The sequence below is a fragment of the Actinosynnema pretiosum genome (assembly GCF_002354875.1).
Lineage (GTDB): Bacteria > Actinomycetota > Actinomycetes > Mycobacteriales > Pseudonocardiaceae > Actinosynnema > Actinosynnema auranticum.
In genome coordinates this window covers 3215917-3240035 of the sequence record NZ_CP023445.1, presented here as the reverse complement: position 1 = coordinate 3240035, position 24119 = coordinate 3215917, and the positions used below count along the sequence as shown (strand labels likewise).

At 74.3% G+C, this 24119-nt stretch carries 20 protein-coding genes and 1 pseudogene; 14 read left to right on the top strand and 7 right to left on the bottom strand.

What is annotated here, in order from left to right:
* Nucleotides 1-258: 258 nt before the first annotated feature.
* The 10 genes from CNX65_RS14160 (at nt 259) to CNX65_RS14115 (ending at nt 12518) form a co-directional block, all read left to right on the top strand.
* Complete coding sequence (locus CNX65_RS14160) at nt 259-597, top strand: STAS domain-containing protein (protein ID WP_232519827.1); 339 nt, start codon at nt 259-261, stop codon at nt 595-597.
* A 682-nt stretch (nt 598-1279) separates the two neighbouring features.
* The gene (locus CNX65_RS14155; protein WP_232520161.1) at nt 1280-2299 is read left to right on the top strand and encodes a glycosyltransferase; all 1020 of its coding nucleotides are present in this window, start codon (nt 1280-1282) and stop codon (nt 2297-2299) included.
* A 253-nt stretch (nt 2300-2552) separates the two neighbouring features.
* The gene (locus tag CNX65_RS14150; protein ID WP_096493303.1) at nt 2553-3272 is read left to right on the top strand and encodes a GAF and ANTAR domain-containing protein; all 720 of its coding nucleotides are present in this window, start codon (nt 2553-2555) and stop codon (nt 3270-3272) included.
* Nucleotides 3273-3322: 50 nt separating this feature from the next.
* Nucleotides 3323-4048: a GAF and ANTAR domain-containing protein gene (locus CNX65_RS14145; protein WP_309142051.1), complete on the top strand. Its 726-nt coding sequence runs from the start codon at nt 3323-3325 to the stop codon at nt 4046-4048.
* A gap of 105 nt (nt 4049-4153) precedes the next feature.
* Nucleotides 4154-4867, top strand: coding sequence for a GAF and ANTAR domain-containing protein (locus tag CNX65_RS14140; protein WP_232519826.1), 714 nt, complete (start codon nt 4154-4156; stop codon nt 4865-4867).
* A gap of 473 nt (nt 4868-5340) precedes the next feature.
* Nucleotides 5341-6507: a glycosyltransferase gene (locus CNX65_RS14135; protein ID WP_096493297.1), complete on the top strand. Its 1167-nt coding sequence runs from the start codon at nt 5341-5343 to the stop codon at nt 6505-6507.
* A gap of 203 nt (nt 6508-6710) precedes the next feature.
* Nucleotides 6711-7922 carry a cytochrome P450 gene (locus tag CNX65_RS14130; RefSeq protein ID WP_198320604.1) on the top strand — a complete coding sequence of 404 codons (1212 nt, stop codon included), beginning with the start codon at nt 6711-6713 and terminating at the stop codon, nt 7920-7922.
* A 147-nt stretch (nt 7923-8069) separates the two neighbouring features.
* Complete coding sequence (gene dacB / locus CNX65_RS14125) at nt 8070-9602, top strand: D-alanyl-D-alanine carboxypeptidase/D-alanyl-D-alanine endopeptidase (protein WP_232519825.1); 1533 nt, start codon at nt 8070-8072, stop codon at nt 9600-9602.
* A 125-nt stretch (nt 9603-9727) separates the two neighbouring features.
* A complete protein-coding gene (locus CNX65_RS14120; RefSeq protein WP_096493293.1) occupies nt 9728-10297 on the top strand; it encodes a TetR/AcrR family transcriptional regulator in 570 nt (189 codons plus the stop codon).
* Nucleotides 10298-10328: 31 nt separating this feature from the next.
* Complete coding sequence (locus CNX65_RS14115; RefSeq protein WP_096493291.1) at nt 10329-12518, top strand: MMPL family transporter; 2190 nt, start codon at nt 10329-10331, stop codon at nt 12516-12518.
* Between the two features lie 626 nt (nt 12519-13144).
* On the opposite strand, the gene CNX65_RS14110 is transcribed toward CNX65_RS14115, so the two are convergent.
* Both CNX65_RS14110 and CNX65_RS14105 read right to left on the bottom strand, forming a co-directional pair.
* Nucleotides 13145-13654, bottom strand: coding sequence for a sigma factor-like helix-turn-helix DNA-binding protein (locus CNX65_RS14110; protein WP_096493289.1), 510 nt, complete (start codon nt 13652-13654; stop codon nt 13145-13147).
* Nucleotides 13655-13834: 180 nt separating this feature from the next.
* Nucleotides 13835-14410, bottom strand: a complete 576-nt coding sequence (locus CNX65_RS14105) for a hypothetical protein (protein ID WP_157767635.1) — start codon at nt 14408-14410, stop codon at nt 13835-13837.
* A gap of 124 nt (nt 14411-14534) precedes the next feature.
* Here CNX65_RS14105 and CNX65_RS14100 point away from each other — a divergent pair, with 124 nt between their 5' ends.
* Entirely contained in the window at nt 14535-14765 is a 231-nt protein-coding gene (locus CNX65_RS14100; protein ID WP_096493285.1) for a hypothetical protein, read from the top strand.
* A gap of 39 nt (nt 14766-14804) precedes the next feature.
* Here the strand turns inward: CNX65_RS14100 and CNX65_RS14095 are convergent, their stop codons facing one another.
* The gene (locus tag CNX65_RS14095; protein ID WP_096493283.1) at nt 14805-16268 is read right to left on the bottom strand and encodes an aldehyde dehydrogenase family protein; all 1464 of its coding nucleotides are present in this window, start codon (nt 16266-16268) and stop codon (nt 14805-14807) included.
* A 139-nt stretch (nt 16269-16407) separates the two neighbouring features.
* Between CNX65_RS14095 and CNX65_RS14090 the strand changes: the two genes are divergently transcribed.
* On the top strand, nt 16408-17250 hold the full coding sequence (locus CNX65_RS14090) for a helix-turn-helix transcriptional regulator (RefSeq protein ID WP_232519824.1): 843 nt from the start codon (nt 16408-16410) through the stop codon (nt 17248-17250).
* A gap of 37 nt (nt 17251-17287) precedes the next feature.
* On the opposite strand, the gene CNX65_RS14085 is transcribed toward CNX65_RS14090, so the two are convergent.
* Nucleotides 17288-18196 carry a threonine/serine dehydratase gene (locus tag CNX65_RS14085; protein WP_096493279.1) on the bottom strand — a complete coding sequence of 303 codons (909 nt, stop codon included), beginning with the start codon at nt 18194-18196 and terminating at the stop codon, nt 17288-17290.
* A gap of 89 nt (nt 18197-18285) precedes the next feature.
* On the opposite strand from CNX65_RS14085, the gene CNX65_RS14080 reads away from it, so the two are divergent.
* The gene (locus CNX65_RS14080; RefSeq protein ID WP_096497776.1) at nt 18286-19170 is read left to right on the top strand and encodes a LysR family transcriptional regulator; all 885 of its coding nucleotides are present in this window, start codon (nt 18286-18288) and stop codon (nt 19168-19170) included.
* Between the two features lie 148 nt (nt 19171-19318).
* Here the strand turns inward: CNX65_RS14080 and CNX65_RS14075 are convergent, their stop codons facing one another.
* Nucleotides 19319-21445 (bottom strand): cellulase family glycosylhydrolase, encoded by a 2127-nt coding sequence (locus tag CNX65_RS14075; RefSeq protein WP_218180876.1) that lies wholly within the window; start codon nt 21443-21445, stop codon nt 19319-19321.
* Between the two features lie 378 nt (nt 21446-21823).
* Between CNX65_RS14075 and CNX65_RS14070 the strand changes: the two genes are divergently transcribed.
* Nucleotides 21824-22855, top strand: coding sequence for an amidohydrolase family protein (locus CNX65_RS14070; RefSeq protein WP_232519823.1), 1032 nt, complete (start codon nt 21824-21826; stop codon nt 22853-22855).
* A gap of 21 nt (nt 22856-22876) precedes the next feature.
* On the opposite strand, the gene CNX65_RS14065 is transcribed toward CNX65_RS14070, so the two are convergent.
* Together CNX65_RS14065 and CNX65_RS38150 are read right to left on the bottom strand one after the other, a co-directional pair.
* Nucleotides 22877-23728: an MFS transporter gene (locus tag CNX65_RS14065; RefSeq protein ID WP_332553120.1), complete on the bottom strand. Its 852-nt coding sequence runs from the start codon at nt 23726-23728 to the stop codon at nt 22877-22879.
* A pseudogene (locus CNX65_RS38150) lies at nt 23717-24109 on the bottom strand (hypothetical protein); the annotation flags it as partial. The pseudogene CNX65_RS38150 and the gene CNX65_RS14065, both read right to left, overlap by 12 nt.
* Nucleotides 24110-24119: the final 10 nt, after the last annotated feature.

Here is a 24119-nt window from a genome sequence, read left to right as displayed (position 1 = left end):
CGCCGCGCGATCGGCGGCGGGGGCGCGGATAGGATAGCGTTCCCGCGAACCCCGCCGGAGCGCCGAGATCCCGCCTCACGTCGGAGAAACCCCCTTGTGAGCTGGCCGCGCCCGCGGGTGGTCGCGCCGTGCGCGACCGGGCGGGCGACGCCTGCCCGAGCAGGAGACGACACCATGGCGCCACTCGGCGAAGACGAATACCGCTGCCCCCACACCGCTCGCGGGCACCGCAGCAGGTGGGCCCTCCCGGAACGCCGGGTGGGCGCGGCGACAGCGGCTCTGCGGCACCACGGCCGAACACCGGTCGTGCACGTGGCGGGCGAGGTGGACCTGGTGAGCGCGCCGGTGCTGCGCGGCGCCCTCGACCTGGCCCTGGAGCACCGGCCACCGGTGCTGGTGCTGGACCTGAGGGAGGTCCGGCTGCTGGCCGTCGCCGGTCTGGCCGCGCTGACCGGAGCCTGCCTGCGGGCGGGCGAGCTCACGCGCCTGCGGGTGGTGGCGACGCACCACGCCGTGCTGCGCCCCCTTCGGGTCACCGCGCTGGACCGGCTGGTCGAGGTCCGGCCGTGCCTCGGCGAGGCGCTCGCCCCGTTCTAGCGGGCGGTCCCGACCCGGTTCACCCGGTCCGGCGCGAGGCGGCGCGCCGGGCGCGGGTGGGTCGCACCGCCGCGAGCGGTCGCGGCGCGAACCGTGAGCGGCCCCCGCTCCCCGGCGTCGGGAGCGGGGTGCGGCCGAACAGGGGGCGTTCCTGTACAGCCCGCGGGGCGGCTGCTAGAACAGTTGCGGGCGTCGTCGCGGTCCGGATCGGACCTGCCGGACGTCCCCCAGCGACACCGCTGTCCTCGACCCCGACAGCCGGACACCAGTCAGGCATCGGCGTGGATCGAGGTCCCCTTGCTCCTCCACCTGCACGGCACCGGCACGCCCGTCCCAGGCCCCGCGAGGGGAACACGCCGGGGCGCGGTCCACCTCGCGCCCCCCGCCGACACCGGCCGGGGGCCGCACCGCGCCCCGCCTCCCGAGAAGCGTCCCCGGTCACGCGCGCCGGGAGCGGTCCTGGTCCGCCGCGCCGGAGCACCCGGCGCGGGGGACCGGTCGACGTTCCCGGACGGCGGTACGGGGGCGGAAGCGTGAAGATCGCCATGATCGCGCTGCACACCGGTCCGCTCGCGGAGCTGGACGAGGCGGCGAGCAGGCGGGCCGCGCACGTCGCCGACCTGTCCTCCGCGCTGACCTCGGCGGGGCACGAGATCACCGTCTACGCGGGAGGGAGGTCGCCCTGCGTGCCGGGCGCGGTGCGCACCCCGGAGGGCTACCGGGTGCTCTACGTGCCCATCGGGGCGCGCGGCGGCACGGCGGCGCGGCGGCGCGCACCAGGAGCGCGGGCGAGTTCCTGCTCGAGCTGTGGCGGTCCGCGCCGCCCGACGTCGTGCACGCCCACCAGTGGCCCTCCGGCCTGGTCGCCCTGCGCGCGGCGGCCCCGCTCGGACTGCCGGTGGTGCAGACCTTCCACGCGCCGTCCAGCAGCCTGCTCGCCGAGCACCCGAGCGCGCGGCGGGTGATCGGCAGGGAGGCCACCGGGATCGTCGCCACCAGCGACCAGGAGGTGTCGGACCTGGTCGAGGCGGGCGTGCGGCGGTCGAAGATCACCGTCGTGCCCTACGGGGTGGACCCCACCAGGTTCAGCCTCGCCGGGCCCAGGGACAGGCGGAACCTGCCGCACCGGATCGTCGCGGTCGGCGCGGGGCACCCCTCGGACGGGGTCGGCGACGTGATCGTGGCGCTGCGCGGGGCGCCCGCGACGGAGCTGGTCGTCGTGGGGGACGCGATCTCCGGCGCGGCGCCGTGGAGGCAGCGGCTGGTGGACCACGCGCGGGTGCACGGCGTGGCCGACCGGGTGCGCCTGGTGGGATGCGTGCCGCGCTCCGCGATGGCGAGCCTGCTGCGCTCGGCCGACGCCGTGGTGTGCGCCGCCAGGACCCAACCGTTCGGCATCGTGGCACTGGAAGCGATGGCCTGCGGCGTCCCCGTGGTCGCCACCTCCGTCGGCGTGCTCGCGGAAATCGTGGTGGACCACGTCACCGGGGTCCTCGTGCCACCGGGCTCCCCCGCCGCACTGGCCAGAGCACTGCGAAAGCTGCTGACCAGCCGCGTCAGGCTCAACGCCTACGGGATCGCGGGCTACGACCGGGTGCTGGCCCGCTACAGCACGGAGGTGCTCACGGCGGAGGTGGCGCGGCTCTACCGGCAGGTGATCACCGCAGGCGCCGGGAGCGGCGGGGCGCGGGTGAGCGCCTGACCGTCCGGGATCGTCGGTCACGGGGTGGGCGGAGCGGCGGCGGGGTCCGCTCCGCCCACCCCCGATCGGGGGAAAGCGCTGTCCGCGCCGCAGCGCACGCGCCCGCGTCCGCGTCCGCGTCCGGTGAGGAGAATCGCGTGCGGACGGCGTTCACCGGGGGAGCATCGCGGGCGGCTGCCGGCTCGGGGACGAGCCGGTCGAGGCCAGGCCCTAGGCTGACCGGTGTTGCCCTGGGGGTTGATTCGGAGGACTGATGGCGGAGAACCGGCGGAGGAGGCTGCAGGAGCTGCTGGCCGCCGACCTCGCCGCGCGTCCTTCCTCAGCGGTCGAGGCGACCTGCGAGCGCTGCGTGCGGGAACTGGGCGTGTCCGGCGCGGGCGCGACGGTGCTGAGCAGCACACCCTCGGGCAGGACTCCCAATCGAGGTCTGGTCTACGCGACGAACGAGGTGAGCGCGGGTTTGGAGGACCTCCAACTCGTCGTCGGAGAGGGTCCCTGCCTGGACGCCTTCGCCTCCGGCGGCCCGGTGCTGGTGTCGGACCTGGCGGCCCAGACCGAGCGGTGGCCCGCCTTCACGCCCGCCGCGTGCGCGCTGGGCGCGGCGGCCGTGTTCTCGTTCCCGCTCCAGTTCGGCGTGGCGCGCCTGGGGTCGCTGGACCTCTACCGCGACGTGCCCGGTCCGCTCACCAGGTCGGAGCTGACCGACGCCCTGATCCTGAGCGACCTGGCCACCCAGGGCGTCGTGACCGACCTGGACGGGCACCGCACCGCCGACCTGAGCTGGCTGGTGGACCCGCACATCCAGGTGCACCAGGCGACCGGGATGGTCAAGGCGCAGCTGGACTGCACGACCGAGGTCGCGCTGCTGCGGCTGCGCGGCTACGCCTTCACCCACGACATCCCGCTGACCGAGGTCGCGCGGCGGGTCGTGGCGCGGGAGCTGCGCTTCACCGAAGGCGAGGTCGGGCAATAATGCGACGTGAGGGAAAGGCCGACTCGATGAGCACTGCCCGTGATCAACAGTTGGCTGACGCGTTCGTGTCGCTGGCCGACACACTGGTCGCCGACTTCGACGTGCTCGACTTCCTCGGGATGCTCACCGAGCGCGCCGTCGAACTGCTCGGGGTGGACGCCGCCGGGGTGATCCTGTCCGACCAGCGGGGCGGGTGGCGCCCGGCCGCCGGGTCGTCCGAGCACGCGACGCTGGTCGAGGTGTTCGCGGCGCAGACCGAGCAGGGGCCGTGCCTGGACTGCGTGCGCACCGGGACGTCGGTGTCCAGCACCGACCTCGCCGAGGAGCACGACCGGTGGCCGGAGTTCGGCCCGGCGGCGGTGAGCGCGGGGTTCCGCTCGGCGTGCGCGCTGCCGATGCGGCTGCGCGACGAGGTGATCGGCGCGCTGACGCTGCTGAACACCGCGCCCGTCCCGGTCGACGAGTCGGCCATCGCCCTGGGGCAGGCGCTCGCCGACGTCGCCACCATCGGTATCCTTCAACAGCGCACGATCAGGCAGCACGACCTGGTGTCCGAGCAGTTGCAGGCGACCCTGCACCACCGCACCGTCGTGGAACAGGCCAAGGGCGTCCTGGCCGAGGTCGGCGGGGTGGACATGCACGTGGCGTTCCTGACCTTGCGCCACTACGCCCGCTCGCACCGGTTGCGGTTGTCCGACGTCGCGCACGAGGTCGCGGCGGGCGCGCTGAACGCAGACGCCCTGTTCGCCGCGCCGACCGACTCGCCCCGGCCGTGACCCCGCGGGGGCGCCTATCACGGCTACCGAAGGGCCATCGACATGGCGATCCCTTCCCTCCCCGCACGGGGACGGACCACCTCCGCGGATGACCGCGAGCTGCGGGTGTCACAGGCGTTCGTGCTGCTCGCCGACACCCTGGTGGACGGCTTCGACATAGTGGACTTCCTCCGCCACCTCACCGAGCAGTGCACCGAACTGCTCGGGTCCACCGCGGCCGCGGTGATCCTGGTCGACCAGCGGGGGGAGCTGAGCGTGGCGGCCACCTCGTCCGAGCGGGCCGAGCTGCTGGAGCTGTTCGCGGTGCAGACCGACGACGGGCCGTGCGTCGACTGCGTGCGCGGTCGGACACCGGTCTCCTGCGCCGACCTGAGCGGGACGGGCGGGCGGTGGCCCCGGTTCAGCGCGGCTGCCCACGAGTGCGGTTTCCGGGCCGCGCACGCCCTGCCCATGCGGCTGCGCAACCAGGCCGTGGGCGGGCTGACCCTGCTCGACGCCGAGCCCGGCGCGCTCAGCGAGGACGTGCTGCGGCTGGGCCAGGCGCTCGCCGACGTCGCCACCATCGGCATCCTGCAGCAGCGCGCCATCGAGCGCGGCGACCAGTTGGCGGACCAGCTGCAGACCGCGCTGGGCAGCAGGGTCGTGATCGAGCAGGCCAAGGGCATCCTGGCCACCGTGGGCGGCATTCCCCTCGACGAGGCGTTCGACCGGCTGCGCGGCTACGCCCGCGACCACCGCCACCGCCTCACCGAGCTGGCCAGGAACATCACCACGGGCACGGCGGACACGGCGGCGATCCTCGCGCGGGACAACCGCTGAACGGTCCGACGTGCTTCCTGCTGGAAGCTCGGGGGCACACCGCGGGTAGGCCCTCGACCTACCCGGTTCAGCCGAACAGGCAATGATCCTGTACATGCCGGAAACCGGTTGCTAGAACGGACCGGGGCGTCGTCGTGACCCGGACCCAACCGGCCCGGCGCCTTCCACAGCGACACAGCTGCCCCAGACCCCGGCGGCCGGAGCACCGGCAGGATTCGGCGCGGATCGGGGTCTTCTTGCTGATCTCCAGAACCCGTGCGTCCTCCCCTGGACCCGGCGTGCCGCCCGTTCGGCGGGGCGCCCTCGGATGCCGCCCCACCCCGTGGAGCACACGCGCGGGGTGGGGCGCTGCCGAGCCGGAGGGGCGTGCGCCCGAGCGCCGGACCTGCCCTGGAGCCGTCGCGCCTGGTCGAGCGCTCCCGCTCGTCGGCACGGCGGGGACCGCGTCCGCGGCACACCTCAGGAGCAGGCAGATGAAGATCGCGATGATAGCTCTGCACACCGGCCCGCGCTCGGCGCTCGACGCCGCCGCGACCAGGCGGGCCGGGCACGTGGCCGACCTGTCCTCCGCGCTGACCGCGCTGGGGCACGACGTCACCGTGCACACCGGGGGGTGGGCCTCCGGCGCACCGGGTTCGGTGCGGCTGGCCGAGGGGTACCGGGTGCTCCGGGTCCCCTTCGGGGGTTCGGGGAACGTCGGTGACTTCCTGGCCGACCGCTGGCGGTCCGCGCCGCCCGACGTCGTCCACGCCCACCAGTGGCCCTCCGGCCTGGTCGCCCTGCGCGCGGCGGCCCCGCTCGGACTGCCGGTGGTGCAGACCTTCCACGCGCCGTCCGGTGGGCACCCGACCGGCAATCCGGCCGTGCGGCGGGTGATCGGCGGCGAGGCGGCCGGGATCGTGGCCACCAGCGCCGGGGAGGCGGAGCGGCTGCTGCGGACCGGGGTGCGGCGGTCGAAGATCACCGTCGTGCCCTACGGGGTGGACATCGACCGGTTCAACCCCGGTGGGCCGTGCGACGAGCGGTTCACACCGCGCCGGATCGTCGCGGTCGGCGCCGGGCACCCCTCGGACGGGGTGGGGGACGTGGTGGTCGCGCTGCGGGGCGTCCCGGACACCGAACTGGTCGTCGTGGGCGACCCGTCCTCGGACGCGGGGCAGTGGCAGCGACGCCTGGCGAACCACGCGCGGGTGCACGGCGTGGCCGACCGGGTGCGCCTGGTGGGATGCGTGCCGCGCTCCGCGATGGCGAGCCTGCTGCGCTCGGCCGACGCCGTGGTGTGCGCCGCCAGGACCCAACCGTTCGGCATCGTGGCACTGGAAGCGATGGCCTGCGGCGTCCCCGTGGTCGCCACCTCCGTCGGCGTGCTCGCGGAAATCGTGGTGGACCACGTCACCGGGGTCCTCGTGCCACCGGGCTCCCCCGCCGCACTGGCCAGAGCACTGCGGAAACTGCTGGGCGACGACCTCCGGCTCAGCGCCTACGGCGCTGCGGGCTACGAGCGGGTGCTGGCCAGGCACACCTCGACGGCGCTGGCGGGGGAGGTGTCGCGGCTGTACGAGAAGGTCGTCGCCGGGAACCCGCTTCCGGGGCGGCGGGGGCGCGTGCGGGCGGGGGATGCCGGGGTGGCGGGCGGATGAGCGCGGCGCCCCGCCGCCGGACGGCACGTCAGCAGCTGCCGCGCACGACGGGCGCCGTCCACCTCGACCACCTCTCCCCCTTGGTATTCAGTCAAGCATCTGAATTAATAGTGCGGTCCGATCGTTGGCAGGGGCGATGGCGGGTGCGGCTGCGCCGCAGGTGGCGGTCGTGGTCACGGCCATCGCCGCCGAGCAGTGAGGAGCTGGTGGTGACGACCACCGAACCCAGGGCCTACCCGTTCAGCGTTCCCGATGGGCTGGACGCGGAGCCCCTGTTCTCGTCGTTGCGCATCGAAGAACCGCTCGTCCGCGTGCAACTCCCCTACGGCGAGCCCGCCTGGCTCGCCACCCGGTACGAGGACGTGCGCACCGTGCTCGGCGACCCCCGGTTCAGCCGGGCCGCGAGCGCGGGGCGGGACGAGCCTCGGGTACGGCCGATCCCCTCGCCGCCCGGCAGCATCCTGGGGCTCGACCCGCCGGACCACAGCCGGTTGCGCAGGCTCGTCGCCAAGGCGTTCACGGTGCGCCGGGTCGAGCAGCTGCGGCCCCGCGCGCAGGAGATCGCGGACGGGCTGGTGGACTCCATGCTCGACGGCGGGCCGGGGGCCGACCTGGTGGAGGAGTTCGCGCTGCCGCTGCCGATCACCGTGATCTGCGAGCTGCTGGGCGTGCCCTACGCGGACCGGGTGGACTTCCGGGTGTGGTCGGACGCGTTCCTGTCCACCACCAAGTTCACCCCGGACGAGGTGCGCGAGCACACCGGGAAGATGGCGGGCTACATCGCCGGGCTGATCGCGCAGCGCCGCCGCGAGCCCACGGAGGACCTGCTCGGCGCGCTGGTCGTGGCGCGCGACGACGAGGACCGGCTGTCCGAGGACGAGCTGCTGTCCCTGGCGATGGCGCTGCTGGTGGCCGGGCACGAGACCACCGCCTCGCAGATCCCCAACTTCGCCTACGTGCTGCTCACCAACCCCGCCCAGCTGGAGCTGCTGCGCGCCGACCCCGCGCTGCTGCCGAGGGCGGTGGAGGAGCTGATGCGGTTCGTGCCGCTGGGCATCGGGGGCGGCATCCCCCGGTACGCCACCGAGGACGTGGAGCTGGGCGGGGTGCTGGTGCGCGCGGGTGAGCCGGTGCTGCCCGCCATCACCTCCGCGAACCGGGACCGGGAGGTCTGGTCGGACGCGGACGTGCTGGACCTGCGGCGCGAGGGGGCCTCGCACGTCGGGTTCGGGCACGGCGCGCACCACTGCCTGGGGGCGCCGCTCGCGCGCATGGAGCTCCAGGTGGCGGTGGACACCCTGCTGCGCCGGTTGCCCGGACTGCGGTTGGCCGACGAGCCGATCACCTGGAAGGCGGGCATGTCCACCAGGGGGCCCGCGACGATGCCGGTGACCTGGGACGCGCCGGGGCGCTGAGGTGGCGGGGCGCTGAGGTGGTGGGGCGGGTCGCGGTCGGGGGCCGCGACCCGCGCTGGGCGCGGCGGTACGGGATCGGCGGTGCCGCCCGGCGGGTTCGGCGCGGAGAATCGTGGGCCGGTGTCCCTGCGCGCGTCAGGAGTGCACGTGATCGGGTTGCGGTTGTCCGCCCTCGTGGCGGCTTCGGTGCTGGTGGTGGCGGTTCCGGCCTCGGGCGGTGTGGTCGCGCGGGGGTCGCTCGGCGGGGATCTCGGCGCCCTGCTGGCCGATCCCCGGTTGGCGGGGGCGGACGTGGGGCTGGTGGTGCGGAACGCGGAGACCGGCGCGGAGGTGTTCGACAACCGGGGTGGGAAGCGGGGGCAGCCCGCGTCGACGGCGAAGCTGCTCACCTCGGCGGCGGCGCTGGAGGTCCTCGGGCCGGACCACCGGTTCGCCACCGCGGTGTCGGCGTCCGGGACGGCCGTGGGCGGAGTGCTCAGCGGGGACCTGCACCTGCGGGGCACCGGGGACCCCACGGTGCTGGCGGCCGACTACGACGCGCTGGCGGCGTCGGTGGCGCGCGGTGGGATCAGGGTGGTGATGGGGAAGCTGGTCGCGGACGACACGTGGTTCGACCGGGTGCGGTTGGGGACCGGGTGGGCCTGGGACGACGAGCCTTACTACTACAACGCGCAGATCTCGGCGTTGACGGTGTCGCCGGATGCCGACTACGACGCGGGGTCGGTGGTCGTGCGGGTGGCGCCGGGGGTCGCGGGGGCGGCTGCGAAGGTGAGCGTGGAGCCGCCGAGCGACTACGTGCAGGTCGAGAGCACTGCGGTCACGGGGCCCGCGGGGTCCGCGTCGAGCGTGTCGGTCGTGCGGCGGCACGGGAGCAACGTGGTGGACGTGAGCGGGTCGGTTCCGGCCGGGGGCGCGGTGGTGAGCGAGTGGAGCGCGGTGTGGGAGCCGACCGGGCTGGTGACCTCGCTGTTCCGGGACGCGTTGGCGCGGAACGGGGTTCGGGTGCTCGGCGGGACGGGGCAGGGGGTGACGCCCGCGGGGGCGCGGAAGGTCGCTGAGCACCTGTCGATGCCGTTGTCTGGGTTGTTGACGCCGTTCTTGAAGCTGAGCAACAACATGCACGCGGAGATCCTGGTGAAGAGCGTGGGGCGGGCGGTGTTCGGCGAGGGCAGCTGGGGGGCGGGGCTGCGGGCGGTGGCGGAGCGGCTCGGCGGGCTGGGGGTGGACGCGGGGGCGCTGTCGCTGCGGGACGGGTCGGGGTTGTCGCGGATGGACCAGGTGAGCGCGGGGGCGCTGGCGGACCTGCTGGTGGCGGTGCGGGGGAAGGCGTGGTTCCCGGTGTGGCGGGACGCGCTGCCGGTGGCGGGGGTGGCCGATCGGCTGGTGGGCGGGACGTTGCGGAACCGGATGCGGGGGACGGCGGCGGAGGGGAACGCTCGGGCCAAGACGGGGTCGTTGACCGGGGTCAGCGCGCTGGCGGGGTACGTGACGACGGCTTCGGGGACGCCGCTGGTGTTCGCGATGATCAGCAACAACGCGCTGGGGTCGGTGCGGGAGCTGGAGGACGCGGTCGTGGTGCGGTTGGCGAGCGATCGCGAGGGGCGCGGGGGTGGCGTCCGGGTGGAGCGGGCGGTGGAGGGGCGGGTGGACGTGGAGTGCAGTTGGGTGAAGGCCTGCTGAGCTGAAGCGGTGGGCCCGGCGCGGAGCGTGCCCGTTCGGGCACGCTCCGCGCTGTGAGCAACCGCACCGACCGCATCGGTCGGCTGACCGACCGATGCGGTCGGTGCGCAGGTACCGTCGAACGGGTGGCACGAGAGATTCGGCACGAGGCGGACGTCCGGTTGCTCGACCGGGCGGCTGCGCTGTTCGCCCGGCACGGGTTCGACCACACGTCGATCAAGGACGTGGCGGACGCCGTCGGGCTGTCCAAGGCCGGGTTGCTGCACCACTACCCGACCAAGGAGGCGCTCTTCACCGCTGCCGCTGAGCTCGGGCGCGAGCGGGCGCGGCAGGTGTACGGGCAGGCCATGCGGCTGCCCGCCGGGCCCGAGCGGGACCGGTTGGCCGTCGAACTGGTGACCGACCTCGCGCTGGAGCACCCAGGGCTGATCGCCATGGCCGCCGGGGTGATCACCGAGATGGGCTCGGACAGCGCCCACCCCTTGCTCGTGCCCGACAGCGACGAGCTGTCGATGTTCGCCGTGTTCGACGTCGACCCGCACGACGTCGACAGCGAGCGCCTCGTGCGCGTGATCGGCGCGCTGAGCGCGCTGGCCGTGCTCAGCCTGGCCGCCAACCACGTCGACCGGAAGTCGGTGTGGCGGCGGCACATCGTGGCCACCTGCCTGGCCGCTCTCGGCCACCCCTCCCCTTGACCCAACCCACACCTCTGAGGCCTGAACGCTCATGGCACGTCTCCTCTACCGGCTCGGCGTCGGCTCGCACCGACGACGGCTCGCCGTAGTCCTGTTGTGGCTGGTGGTGCTGCTCGGCACCGGCGCGGGCGCGCTGACCCTCTCGGGCACCACCGCCAACTCGTTCTCCATCCCCGGCCAGGAGTCCACGACCGCGCTGGACAAGATCTCCGAGGAGTTCGGCTCCAGCGGTGGCGCGACCGCGCGCGTCGTGGTCAAGGCCCCGGACGGCCAGACTCTGACCACGCCGGAGAACGCCCAGCTGATCGCGGGCCTGGTGCAGAAGCTGTCCGAACTGGACGGTGTGGCCTCGGCGAGCAACCCGCTCGACCCGCAGGCCCCGGCGGTGAACCAGCAGATGGACACCGCGTACAGCACGGTCACCTACAGCGCCAAGGTCGGTGACATCACCCAGGAGCAGAAGGACGCGCTGTTCAAGGCCGTCGAGGACGGCCGCACCGGTGGGCTGACCGTGGAGGCCGCCGGCGAGGCCACCCAGTCGCCGCCGCACATCGGCGGCGTCGCCGAGGCGCTCGGCGTGATCATCGCGCTGGTGATCCTGGCCGTCACGTACGGCTCGCTCGTCACGGCGGGCATGAACCTGCTGACCGCGAGCGTCGGCGTGGGCATCGGCGCGCTCGGCGTCATGATCGCCACCGGGTTCATGGACCTGCAGTCCACCACCCCGGTCCTGGCGTCCATGCTGGGCCTGGCCGTGGGCATCGACTACGCGCTGTTCATCATCAACCGCTACCGGCAGGAGCTGCGGCACGGGCGCGAGGTCGGCGAGGCCATCGGCATCGCCGTGGGCACCGCCGGGTCCGCCGTGGTCACCGCGGGCATCACCGTCGTGATCGCGCTCGCCGGCCTGGCCGTCGCGGGCATCCCGTTCCTGACCCAGATGGGCGTGGCCGCCGCCGCGACGATCGTGGTGGCGGTGCTGATCGCGATCACGCTCGTCCCGGCGGTGCTGAGCTTCCTGGGGCTGAAGGCGTTGCCGCGCAAGCAGCGCGAGGCCGTGCAGCGCGGTGAGGTCGGCGAGGCCGAGGAGCACCACGAGCGCGGGTTCTTCCGGGGCTGGATCAACGGCGTGACCAAGCAGCGGGTCGCCGCGCTGCTGCTGGCCGTGATCGGCCTCGGCCTGGTGTCGGTGCCCGCCGCGTCGATGACCACGACGCTGGTGCCGCGCCCGGTCGCCGACTCCACGCAGGAGCGCGCCGAGAAGATCCTGGCCGACGGGTTCGGCGCGGGCTTCAACGGGCCGCTGATCGTGCTGTTCGAGGGCGGGAACCCGGCGCAGGCCGCCGCTGCCGCCGTCGCGGGCGTCCAGGGGCTGGACGACGTCGCGATGGTGGCGCCGCCGATCCCCGACGCCGACGGCACGGCGGCGATGCTGACCGTGATCCCGAAGTCCGGGCCCGCCTCGCAGGAGACCGAGAAGCTCGTCGAGGACCTGCGGGCGCAGCTCGCGGACGTCGAGGGCAGCACGACCTACGTGACCGGGTCGACGGCGGTGAGCGTGGACGTGGCGGTGACGCTGGACAAGGCGCTGCCGGTGTACCTGGTGCTCGTGGTGGGCCTGGCGCTGGTGCTGCTGGTGCTGGTGTTCCGGTCGATCCTGGTTCCGCTGGTCGGCGTGCTGGGCTTCCTGCTCACGATCGGCGCGTCGCTGGGCGCGACGGTCGCGGTGTTCGAGTGGGGCTGGCTGGCGGACGCGGTCAACCTGGACGGCACCGGGCCGCTGATCAGCCTCACGCCGATCATCGTGATCGGCATCCTGTTCGGACTCGCGATGGACTACCAGGTGTTCCTGGTGTCGCGGATGCACGAGGCGCACGCGCACGGCATCGCGCCGCGCGACGCGATCCGCACCGGCTTCCGCCAGGCCGCGCCGGTGGTCGTGGCGGCTGCGCTGATCATGTTCTCGGTGTTCGCCGGGTTCGTGCCGTCGGGTGACGCGACGATGAAGTCGATCGCGTTCGCGCTGGCGATCGGGATCGCGGTGGACGCGTTCGTGGTGCGGATGGTGCTGGTCCCGGCGGCGCTGGCGCTGCTGGGGAAGGCGGCGTGGTGGCTGCCGTCGTGGCTGCGGTGGCTGCCGGAGCTGGACGTGGAGGGCGCCGGGCTGGAGCGGGACGGGAAGCTGGAGCCGGAGAAGCCGCTGGCCGACGTGGCGGGCTGACCTGCTGGACCTGCACGACCAACGCCGCCGTCCGGGTCTCCGGGCGGCGGCGTCGTCTTTTCCAGGGCTGTTCGCGCTGGCGAGTCAGGCGCCCCCTTGTCGGGGCCACGACGACGAGGCCAGGGCTTCTCATTCCCGACGAGCGCCGTGACCAACTCCGGCACGCGTGCCAGGGCGTGCCCGCCCAGTGCGGGGCCGCTATCAGGGGGTGAACAGCGCAGGCACGGGCCCGCGGCGACGGCCACCTCCTCAGCCGACAGGCCGACCGCAACGCGCAGCAGCAGGATCTCCCGCTGCTTCTCCGGGAGGACTCCCAGCAGCACCGCCCTCCGCTGCGACAGCTCTCCCCGCAAGGCCTGCTGCTCTGGACCGGCCTCGGGGCCAGGGCGGTCCGGGACCTCCGCCACCTCCGGTGCGCGTTGGGAAAGCTCAGAACGCACGCGCCCTCGAAGTGCGCGAGCAGCGACAGGCCGCTCTCGGGCGTCCACTGCCTGCCGACGATCCCGAGCCGGGTGAACAGCTCGAAGCCGTCGTGCACGGCGTCCACCGCCAGTTCCTCGGCGTCCGCCGGGAGCACGACCTGAGCGGTCCTCATCTGCGCCAGGGCACGGCGGTGACGTGGTCGCTCACCTCAGGGGCGCGGCGCCGAGCCCCTCGCGGAGCAGGGCGAGCGCCTGGTGCTGGGCCAGCCTGACGGCTCCCGGTGTGGAGCCGACGGCGGTCGCGGTCTCCTCGACGGACAGGCCGACCGCGACGCGCAGCACGACGATCTCGCGCTGGCGCTCGGGCAGCACGCGCAGCAGCGCGGCCATCCGCTCGGTCGGTTCCCCTTGCGGCGCGGGGGTTTCCTCCCCGGCCGGGACGTGCGGCGCGACCTCGCGGGAGGCGATGCGGTGCACGAGGGCCAGCAGCGGGCGGTCCCGGTGGGCGGGCAGGGCCGCGAGCACGGCCAGGCACACCTGCCCGGCGACGTGGTCGGCCGAGGCGAACGACGAGCCGCGCCTGCCGATCCTGGCCCGGCAGTACCGCACGGCCAGGGGGCGGACGGAGGTGATGACCGCGTCCGGATCGCCTGGGTTGGGCCGGGGATCGGCGGCGGCGCACGGGCTGCTCGGTGGACGGTGTGTCCCCTCCATGCGACGCGTCCTCCAGACCTGCGACGGGGTGCTTCCCGTCCCATGTCACCGCAGCCGTCCCGCGAACACCCGGTGTTTCACCGAAATCCGGGAGGATCGCCGCGCGCGCCACCCGAGTGGACCAGCAGGAGGGCGCAATGCTGCGGAGAGCGGTTCCCCGGCGGGGTCGGGGTGGGAGGGTCAGACGGGCATCGCGGTGACGCGGTCGAGCACGTCGGTCATGAGGTCCTTGAGGTGGCTCAGGATCTCCGGGGACTCGCCGGGGAACGAGCGGATCTCCACGAACGCGCAGTCCGGGCCGACCGGCTTGCCGGAGACCAGCACCAGCACGGCCTCGTTGCCCAGGTAGTAGTAGGCGCCGCTGCCCAGGTCGTCGACCGCGATCGCGTTGCGCTCGGGGTGTTCGAGCGGGTAGTTGTCCAGGACGACCTCCTCGGTGCCCGCGCCGCCGACGGAGAAGTTCACCGTGATCTGGGCGGTGGGCTGGGAGGCGGGCTGGGCGAACACGGCCGAGTAGGACTTGCCGCCCACCGCGTTCGGGGCATCCCCCTGCGGGGTGCAGCTGAGGTCGGACAGGGCGTAGGTCGCGGAGAGCACGGACAGGTCCACGCTGTCGCAGGCGGTGTAGGGGGCCGGTGGCGCGCTCGACGCGGGGGCGGAGGAGCCGGACGCGGCGGCCTGGCCGTCACCGCCCGCGCACGCCGAGAGCAGCGCACCGGCCGCCGCGAGCACCACTGCGAACATCTTGCGCGTCATCTGCTGGGCCCCTTGCCGGAAGTGAAGCTGCGTGACGGTACCAACCGGGGGATGATCCGGAACAGGGCTCGGGGAGAATGCGGGGGCTGGTTAGGGGTTCTGCGAGCGGGGGTGGAGGCGGAGCGTGACCGACGAGGAACTGCTGGTGGAGGTGGCGCTGGCCCGGCTCGACCACCCTGGGCTGGAGCTGGAGGAGATCGCGGCGCTGGTGGTGCGGCGGTTGGGGAGCGCGGTGGAGCTGGAGTTCGCGGCGGAGAACCTGACCGAGCGCGGCGAGCTGCGCGGGGCGCGGTTCGAGTCGGCGGTGGAGCACGTGCTGCGGGTGGTGCTGACGCTGCGGGGGCCGGTGGACTGAGCGGGGGCGGCGGACTTCCCGCCGCCCCTCCCCCGGCCGCTACAGCTGGATCGACACCGTCTTCTCCTCCGTGTAGGCCAGCAGCGCGTCCGGGCCGTGCTCGCGGCCCAGGCCGGACTGCTTGAACCCGCCGAACGGGACCGGGCCCGGTTCGATGCCGCCCCACGTGTTCACCCACACCGTGCCCGCCTGGAGCCGCGACGCGAAGCGGTGGGCCGTGGACAGGTCCCTCGTCCACACCGACGCGGACAGGCCGTAGGTGGTGTCGTTCGCCTGCCTCAGGGCGTCCTCCGGGTCGGTGTAGCCGAGCAGGGCCGCCACCGGGCCGAAGACCTCCTCGCGGGCGATGCGCATGTCGTTGCGCACGCCCTCGACCAGCGTGGGCGCCACGAAGTAGCCCGTGCGGTCCAGGCGCCCGCCGCCCCTGGTGATCCGCGCGCCCTCCTCCTCCGCCACCGCGAAGTAGCCGGTCACCCGGTCCAGGTGCGCGCGGAACGCCAGCGGGCCCATGGTCGTGCTCTCCTCGAACGGGTCGCCGGGCGTGAACCGGCCCAGCGCGTCCGACAGGTGCGCGCCGAACTCCTCGCGGACGCTGTCGTGCACGAAGATCCGCGTCCCCGCCACGCACGCCTGCCCCGTGCCGAGGCAGAACCCGGCCGCCGCGCCCGCCGCCGCGGCCTCCAGGTCCGCGTCCGGCAGCACGATCACCGGGGACTTGCCGCCCAGCTCCAGGGTGACCCGCTTGAGCGTGTCCGCGCCCGTGCGCACGATGCCCTTGCCGACCGGGCCCGAACCGGTGAACGAGACCTTGTCCACGCCGGGGTGCGACACCAGCGCCTGGCCGGTGACCGCGCCGGTGCCGGTCACCACGTTGACGGCGCCGGGCGGCAGGTCGGTGGACGCCAGCAGCTGGGCCAGGCGCAGGGCGCTGAGCGAGCTGTGCTCGGACGGCTTGAGCACCATGGTGTTGCCCGCCGCGAGCGCGGGCGCGAGCTTCCACGAGGTCTGGAGCACCGGGCCGTTCCACGCCACGATCGACGCGACCACGCCGATCGGCTGGCGCAGCGTGTACAGCAGCTGGCCGGGCGCCCCGCCGGGCGCGGTGTGGCCGGTGAGCTTGGTCGGCCAGCCCGCGTAGTGGCGGTACACCTGCACGGCGTGGTCGACCATCATGCGGGCGCCCGCGACCGGCACGCCCATGTCCAGCGCGTCCAGGGTCGCCAGCTCCTCGCGGTGCGCCTCCACCACGTCGGCGATCTGCAGGAGCACCCCGGCGCGCCGCGCGGCGGGGGTGTCGGACCAGGTCTCGAACGCCGTCCGCGCCGCCCGGACGGCCCCGTCGACCTCCTCGGGGGTGGCGACGCCGAGGTGCGTGAGGACCTGCTCGGTGGTCGGGTCGACGGTGGCGAACACGTCGGGCGAGCGGGGCGCCACCTGGGCGCCGTCGACGAAGAAGCCCTGGACGTCGGCGTCCAGCAGGGCGGGGCGGGGTCGGGTGGTCACTGCGGGGCCTCCTGGGGCCTGCGGGGTCTTGTGGTCACCACCGAGGCTGGCCGGGGTCGCGGCGGGTCGGGTTGCCCTGGTTTTCCTGGGTCTGGCGTGCCCACCCTCGCCGGGGGCGGACGCGGGGATGATGGCGGGCATGACCTCCTCGCCGTCCCTCCAGCTCGCCGACTTCCTGCGCGCCCGGCGTGGGCGGGTGCGCCCCGACGAGCTGGGGCTCGAACCCGGCGGGCGGCGGCGGGTGAGCGGGCTGCGGCGGGAGGAGCTGGCGGTGCTGGCCGGGGTGAGCACCGACTACTACCAGCGGATCGAGCAGGGGCGCGGGGTCAAGCCGTCCGACGAGGTGCTGGACGCGCTCGCGCGGGCGCTGCGGCTGACCGACGACGAGACCCGGCACCTGCGCACCCTCGGCAGGGCCGCGCGCAGGCCCTCCGCTCCCCCGCCGCGGCGGGTGGAGCGGGTGCCGGAGAGCACCCGGCGGCTGGTGGACCTGCTGCCCGCGCCCGCGATGGTGCTCGGGCGGCACCTGGACGTGCTGGCGCACAACGCGGTGGCGAACCTGCTGTTCGGCGGGATGGACGACGTGCTGCCGGGTGAGCGGAACATGCTGCGGGCGCTGTTCCTGCACCCCGACGCGCAGCGGGTGTGCCCGGACTGGGAGGAGTCGGCGAGCGAGTACATCGGGATGCTGCGCGCGGCGGCGGCCGAGGACCCGGACCACCCCCGCGCTCGGGAGCTCGTCGGGGAGCTGAGCCTGCTCAGCCCGGAGTTCCGGCGGATGTGGGCGCGGCACGACGTGCGGGAGAAGGTCAAGGGGGTCAAGTGGTTCGCGCGCACGCCGGTGGGGGCGCTGCGGTTGGACTGGGACGCGTACCCGCTTCCGGGGTGCCCCGGTCCGGTGCTGGTGGTGTACACGGCAGCGGCCGGGTCGGTGGACGCGGAGCGGGTGGCGGCGCTGCGGGAGCTGGTGGGCGCGCGGTGACCGGCCGGGGGCTCGTCCGCTCCCGGCCGGTCGGGGGTCAGGCCAGGTCGGCCGGGTTGGTGTTGGCGCCGCACAGGACCACGGCGACGCGCTCGCCGGACTCGGGGCGGTAGGCGCCGCCGAGCAGCGCGGCGTAGGCGGTGGCGCCGCCCGGTTCGAGTGCCTGGCGGTACTCGGACCACAGCAGCCCGCGGGCGTCGGCGATGGCCTGGTCGTCGACCAGCAGGGACTCGACGCCGGTGCGGCGGGCCACGGCGAACGCGATGTCGCCGACCCGGCTGGCGCCGAGCGAGTCGGCGGCGACGCCGGAGACCTGGACGTCCACCGGTTCGCCCGCGGCGAGCGCGGAGTGCAGGGTGGGGGCGGTCCTCGGCTCGACGGCGACCACCTTGGCCACGCCCTCCAGCGCCGCCGCGATCCCGGCGATCAGCCCGCCGCCGCCGACCGCGACCAGCACGGTGTCCACGCCGCCGGTCTGCTCCAGCAGCTCCAGCGCCAGGGTGCCCTGACCGGCGCAGACCTCCGGCTGGTCGTAGGCGTGGCAGAGCAGCGCGCCGCGGCGGTCGGCGTACTCGGTCGCCGCCTCGTAGGCCTGGGCGTACCGGTCGCCCACCTGCTCGACGGTCGCGCCGAGGGCGCGCAGGCGGTCCACCTTGACCCGCGGCGCGGTGGTCGGCACGAACACCCGCGCGGTCGCGCCGCACTCGGCCGCCGCGTCGGCGACGGCCAGCCCGGCGTTGCCGCCCGAGGCCGCCACGACCTCGGCGCCGCGCACGTCGCCCACCGACAGGAGGCGGTTGAACGCGCCCCTGGCCTTGAACGAACCGGTGCGCTGGAGGTGCTCCAGCTTGAACCACAGCCCGTCCAGCGGCTGGAACACCGGGGTGCGCCGCACCCGACCGCCGATCCGCCGCGCGGCGGCGTCGACCTCCGACCTCGTGATCATGGGTCAAGTCTGCGCCGAACGGCGCATTAGCGCCAGCGATGGGTGCTAAGCTGGCGACAGTTCTGCTTACGGCTGGGGGCCTGCTCGTGGTGGACGGTCATCGGGTCGACGCGCACCGGTTGGCGCTGTTGGCCGAAGTCGTGCGCGCCGGGTCGATCGCGGCTGCCGCCGGGCGGTTGTCGTTCACGGCGTCGGCGGTGTCCCAGCAGATCGCGGCGCTGGAGCGCGAGCTGGGTGGGCGGGTGCTGGACCGGCACCCGCGCGGGGTGACGCCGACGCCGCTGGGCGCGGCGATGCTCGGGCACGCGGAGGCGGTCGCGGGTGAGCTGCGGGCGGCCGAGGCGACGGCTCGGGCGCTGCTGGGCGGCGCGCCGGGGCAGGTGACGATCGGGACGTTCTCCACGGCGGGCACGACGCTGCTGCCGCCGGTGCTGGCCGCGTTCCGGCGCGACCACCCCGAGGTGGGGCTGCGGCTGCTCGACGTGGAGCCCCCGCAGGGGTACGACCTGGTGGTGACCCGCGAGGTGGACCTGCTGGTCACGCACCGCTACCCCGGCTCGGCGCTGCCACCCGCGCGGGGGTTGGCGCGGGTGCTGCTGCGGCGCGAGCGGTTCCGGCTGGTGCTGCCGGTCGGGCACCGGTTGGCGGGCGGGCGGCCGTCGTTGGGGGAGCTGGCCGGGGAGGAGTGGATCTCCGGGAGTCCGGGGACGCACAACCGGATCTGCCTGGAGCACCTGGCCGACGAGCGCGGGCTGGCGCTGCGGGTGGCGTACGAGACCGGGGACTACCAGGCGGTGCTGGCGCTGGTGGAGGCCGGGTTGGGGGTGGCGTTCGCGCCCGAGGGGGTGCTGGGGCGGGCGCGGGTGGCGGTGCTGGACTGCGCGGACGCCAGTCCGGACCGGGAGGTGCACCTGGTGCACCCGGTGCGGCCCGCGCCGCTGGTGGCGGACCTGGTGGGGCGGTTGCGGCGGTGAGGGGCGGAGGCGGTCAGCAGGTCGCCCAGCGGGGTTCCCCCGGCTGCGCGCACGTCCACCCCCTCCCCCGGCGGGGTTTCGGCGCCGTTGGAAGCGGGTGGGGCCGCTTTCCCTCGTGCGTCAAGGGAAAGCGGCCCCGTGGTGCGGGTCAGGACGTGGTGCCGGTGACCGACGTGCCGTTCTTGGTGACGTAGTAGGTCAGCGTCGCCCCGCTCCAGTAGTGGAACGTCAGGGTGACCCGCTGGCCCGCGTTGACCTCGGCGAAGAGCTCCGGCTTGAGCAGCGTGGCGCCCGCCGCGTAGTCCGGGGCGAAGGTGTGGTCGTACTCCTTGAAGGAGGTCCAGTTCTGCGGTCCGGCGTTGGAGCCGTCCGCGTACTTGGCCTCCATCGTGGCCAGCCGGTCGCCCCGGAAGTTCGTGGGGATCGAGAAGGCGCTGGTGGCGCCGGTGGCGTTCTGCAGCACCGGGGTGTCGTAGGTGATCAGGTCGATCCGCCACGGCACGCCCGCGGAGAACCGGGCGGACAGGGTGGCGTTGACGCCGTAGGCGCGCGCGCCGGACAACCGGGTGATCAGCGCCGCGGACAGGGTGAGCTGGTCGCCGGAGACGGTGTAGTCGGTGCCGCGCACCAGCTCCGCGGAACCGTTGCGCAGCCCCGAGAACGTGGTCCCGTTCAGGTTCAGCGCGATCGTCTTCGCGGTGATCGCGGACGCCTTGGCGCTGAACACCTGGTCGGTGGAGGCGGTGCCGGAGCGGGTGGTCCAGCTCGACTTGATCTGGGCGATCAGCTCGGGGTCGCTCCACTGGAACGAGGTGCGGCCGAGGTGCTGGCCGTTGTCCCACAGCATGGTGGTGATCTTGCGCTGCTTGGCGTAGTGGCCGAACAGCTCGAAGAACTTCAGCTTCTCGCCCTGCTCGATCGTGCCGGTGTGCCGGTCGAAGCCGAGCAGGCCGTACTCGCCGAGGATCACCGGGATGCCGCGCGCGACGAACGAGTTGTAGGCGCGGTCCAGGTAGTCGGTGAGGTCCTTCTGGGCGGTGGCGTCGAACCTGGTGCCGCCCGCGACGTTCACGCTGAACGGCCAGTAGCCGTAGTAGTGGACGGTCGCGGCGATGTTGCGGTCGTTGAGCGCGGTGAGCGTGGTGTTCAGCTCGTCGATGCGCGCCTGGTCGGCCGAGGTGTGCAGGGTGGGCAGGACCAGGAGGCGGGTGGCGTTGCCGCCGCCGGAGGCGCGGACGATGCGGTGGAACGAGGTGTTGAGCTCGCCCAGCAGCTGCGCGTTCTGGGCGTCGCCGGAGCTGCCGGTGAACTGCGGCTCGTTGACGCTCTCCAGCAGCAGCTTCGACGAGGAGTCCTTGAACGCCGAGGCGAGCTGCGTCCACGTGGCGTTGTAGCGGGCGAGCACGTTGGTGCGGTCGCTCGGCATGGTGTTGATCCACTGCCACGAGTCGTGGTGGACATTGAGCAGCACGTAGAAGCCGTCGGCGAGGGCCCAGCCGACGACCTCCTTGACGCGGCTCAGGTACGCGGGCTCGATGGTGTAGCTCGGGCCGGAGCCCTGGTGCTGGCCCCAGGTGACGGGGATGCGGATGCTGTTGAAGCCCTGCGAGCGCACGTTGTCCAGCAGCGCCTCGGTGATGCGCGGGTTGCCCCACGAGGTCTCGTCGGCGCCGGTGGCGTCGAGCGAGTTGCCGAGGTTCCAGCCGGGCTGCATGGCCGCGACGGTGGCCATGGCGTCGCCGGGCGGCTGGTTCGGGGTGGTCGTGGTGACGGGCGTGGTCGTGGTGACGGGCGTGGTCGTGGTGGTCGGCGCGACGCCGCCGGTGCACGCGGTCCCGTTGAGGGTGAAGGAGGTCGGGACGCCGTTCGTGCCGCTCCAGGAGCCGGTGAACCCGAACTGGACGGAGCCGTTCGTGGGGATCGCGGCGTTGTAGGAGACGTTGGTGGCGGTGGCGGTCGCGCCGGAGGAGGTGACGTTCGCGTTCCACGCCTGGGAGACGGCCTGGCCGTTCGGGAAGGCCCAGGTCAGGGTCCAGCCGTTGACGGCGTCACCGAGGTTGGTGATGCGCACGTCGCCGGAGAAGCCGTTCTGCCACTGGCTGGTGACGGTGTAGTCGACCTTGCAGCCCGCGGCGTCGGCGGTGGCGGTGGCCTCGGCGGAGGCGGGGCGCGGGGCGGAGAAGCTCGCGCCGACGAGGGTGGCGACGGCGGTGAGCACCCCGAGCCCGACCCACCACCTCGCGGCTCGTGGTGTTCTGCTGCGTGAAGCGGTCATGGCTCTCCCCGAGTCGTCGTCGTCCCAGCGGGTGTCCCAGCGGGTGTCGCGGTGGGTGTTGCGGGCGGGTGTCGCAACAGGCCGATCGTCGCCGGGAGTCGCAGGCGGGGCAAGGGTTTCGGGTGGAATCAGGGGGCATCGACGGTGGGGTGTCGAAGGGTTCGACGGCGGTGTCGCGACGGGGTGGTCGAACCGGTGTCGAAGCGGGTCGGCGCGGCTGGGCAGGGGGCGGGCAGAGCGGTCGGGCAGGGGGTGAGCAGGTGGTGGAGCCGGGGTTCGGGGAGCCGGATCGCCGGGGGCCTGCCCAGGCGTGGAGTGCTGCGTCCCAGCCGGTTCCGCGCCAGGGTGGCGGGAGGCTTTCCACGGGAGGTGCGGCGGGTGCTGGCGTTGCGGGGGATCGTGCTGCCGGAGCGCGAGGAGCGGGTGGTGCGCGTCGACGGGGGGCGGGTGCGGTTCGGGGAGGTGCCGGGGTGCGAGGTGGTCGCCGACGGGGTGTGGTTGGCGCCCGGTCTGGTCGACCTGCACGCCCACCCCGGTGTGGTGGGGCGCGCCGAGGGGTTCGACGTCGGGCTGTTCCGCGAGCAGATGGCGGCGCACCGGGACGCCGGGGTGCTGCTGGTGCGCGCTCCCGGCCTGCCCGAGGGGCCCGGTGACGAGCCGGAACTGCCCCGGTTCCTCGGTAGCGGGCGCTGGTTGGCCACGCCTGGCCGGTTCTTCGCCGGTGCGGGCAGGCGGGTGGACGAGAGCGGGTTGGCTCGGGCCGCCGTGGAGGAGGCGCTGGGGTTCTCGGGGTGGTGCAAGGTGATCGGCGACTGGTTGCCGGGCGTGCCCGCCGTGCCGCTCGACGTGCTCACCGGGGTCGTGGAGGCGGTGCACGAGGTCGGCGGGCGGGTCGCGGTGCACTGCCAGAGCGCCGAGGGCAGCCGCAACGCCGTGCTGGCCGGTGCGGACAGCCTGGAGCACGGCATGTTCCTCGACCCCGACCTGCTGCCCGTCATGGCCGAGCGGGGAACGGCGCTGGTGCCCACGTTCAGCGGGTTCGCCAGGACCATCGCGGAGCTGGAGGGCGGGCCGCGCGGGGAGCTCCGGGACTGGCTGGTCGCCGGGTGGGAGAGCCTGCGCGCGATCGTGCCGCTGGCGCACCGGGCCGGGGTGCGGGTGCTCGCGGGCACGGACAGCGAGCTGCACGGGGCGGTCGCCGGTGAGGTCGAGTGGTTGTGGCGGGCCGGGCTGCCCGGTGACGCGGCGGTGGGCGCGGCGTCGTGGGCGGCCCGCGAGTGGTTGGGGGCGCCGGGGCTCGTGGACGGCGCGCCCGCCGACCTGGTGGCCTTCGACCGGGACCCGACCGAGGACCCGAGCGCGCTGCGCGAGCCCCGGCGGATCGTGCTGCGGGGGCGGCTGGTGCGGTGACGGCTGGTGCGGGGGCGGCGGTCAGGCCGGTTGCGGCTTGTCCACGGACCTCGCGAACAGCGACGACAGGGCCACCAGGACCAGCGCGACCAGGATCGCCGAGCGCAGGCCGACGTGCTCGCCGACGAAGCCCAGCAGGGGCGGGCCGACCAGGAACGCGGTGTAGCCCGCCGTCGCGACCGCGCTGACCCTGCGGGCCGAGTCGACCGGGTCGTCGCCCGCCGCCGACAGCGCCACCGGGAAGCCCAGGGACGCGCCGAGGCCCCACAGGAACACGCCGAGCGCGCCCAGCGGGACGTTCGGGGCCAGGGACACCAGGCCGATGCCGACCACGGCCAGACCGGCGCTGGCGACCATCACCCTGGTGCGGCCGAAGCGGTCCAGCAGGGTTCCGCCCGCGAAGCGGCCCACGGCCATGGACGCGCCGAAGAACGAGTACAGGAACGCGCCGCTGGCGCTGGACAGGTCGTAGCCGTCCACGGCGATCAGCGGCAGCCAGTCGTTCGCGGTGCCCTCGGCCAGCGCCATGCCCAGGGCGATCGCGCCGATGGCGAGGGTGCGCGGCTCCCGCCAGACGCGGAGCGCGGCCCGCAGGCCGCCCGTTCCCGGCGAACCGGGGGCGGGGGCCTCCTCGCGGCCGGTGGCGGCGGGCAGGTTGAGGGCCACCCAGACCGTCGCGGCGGCCACCAGCGCGGTGACCGCGCCCAGGTGCGCCAGGACGGGGACGCCGAGGGCGGTGGCGGCCAGGCCGAGGAGGCCGCCGCCGCAGATGCCCAGGCTGAAGCAGCCGTGCAGACCGGGGACGACGGTGCGGGCCAGGTCGGTCTCCACGGCCACGCCCTCGACGTTCTGGGCGATCTCCGCCGCGCCCATGCCGAAGCCGAAGACGGCGAGCCCCGCGGCGACCAGGGGACCGAGGCCCGCTGCCGCGCCCAGGGCGACCACGGCCAGGCCGGTGGCCATCGCGAACATGCACCAGCGGACGACGAAGCGGCCTCCCCTGCTGGTCACCAGGCCGCCGCCGAGGGCCAGTCCGATCATGGACCCGGCCGAGAGGGCGGCGATGACCAGCCCCATCTGGGAGGTGCTGGAGGCGGTGGCGTCCCGGATGTCCGGGGTTCGCGAGATCCAGGTGGCCATCGAGACGCCGGTGGCGGCGAACGCCAGGGACAGCGCGGCCCTGCGGCGGGTGGGGGTGGGGGTGGGCACGGTGGGGCTCCGGTGGGGCGTGAAGGGGCGCTCGCGGGCAGGCCCGCGGCGCGGG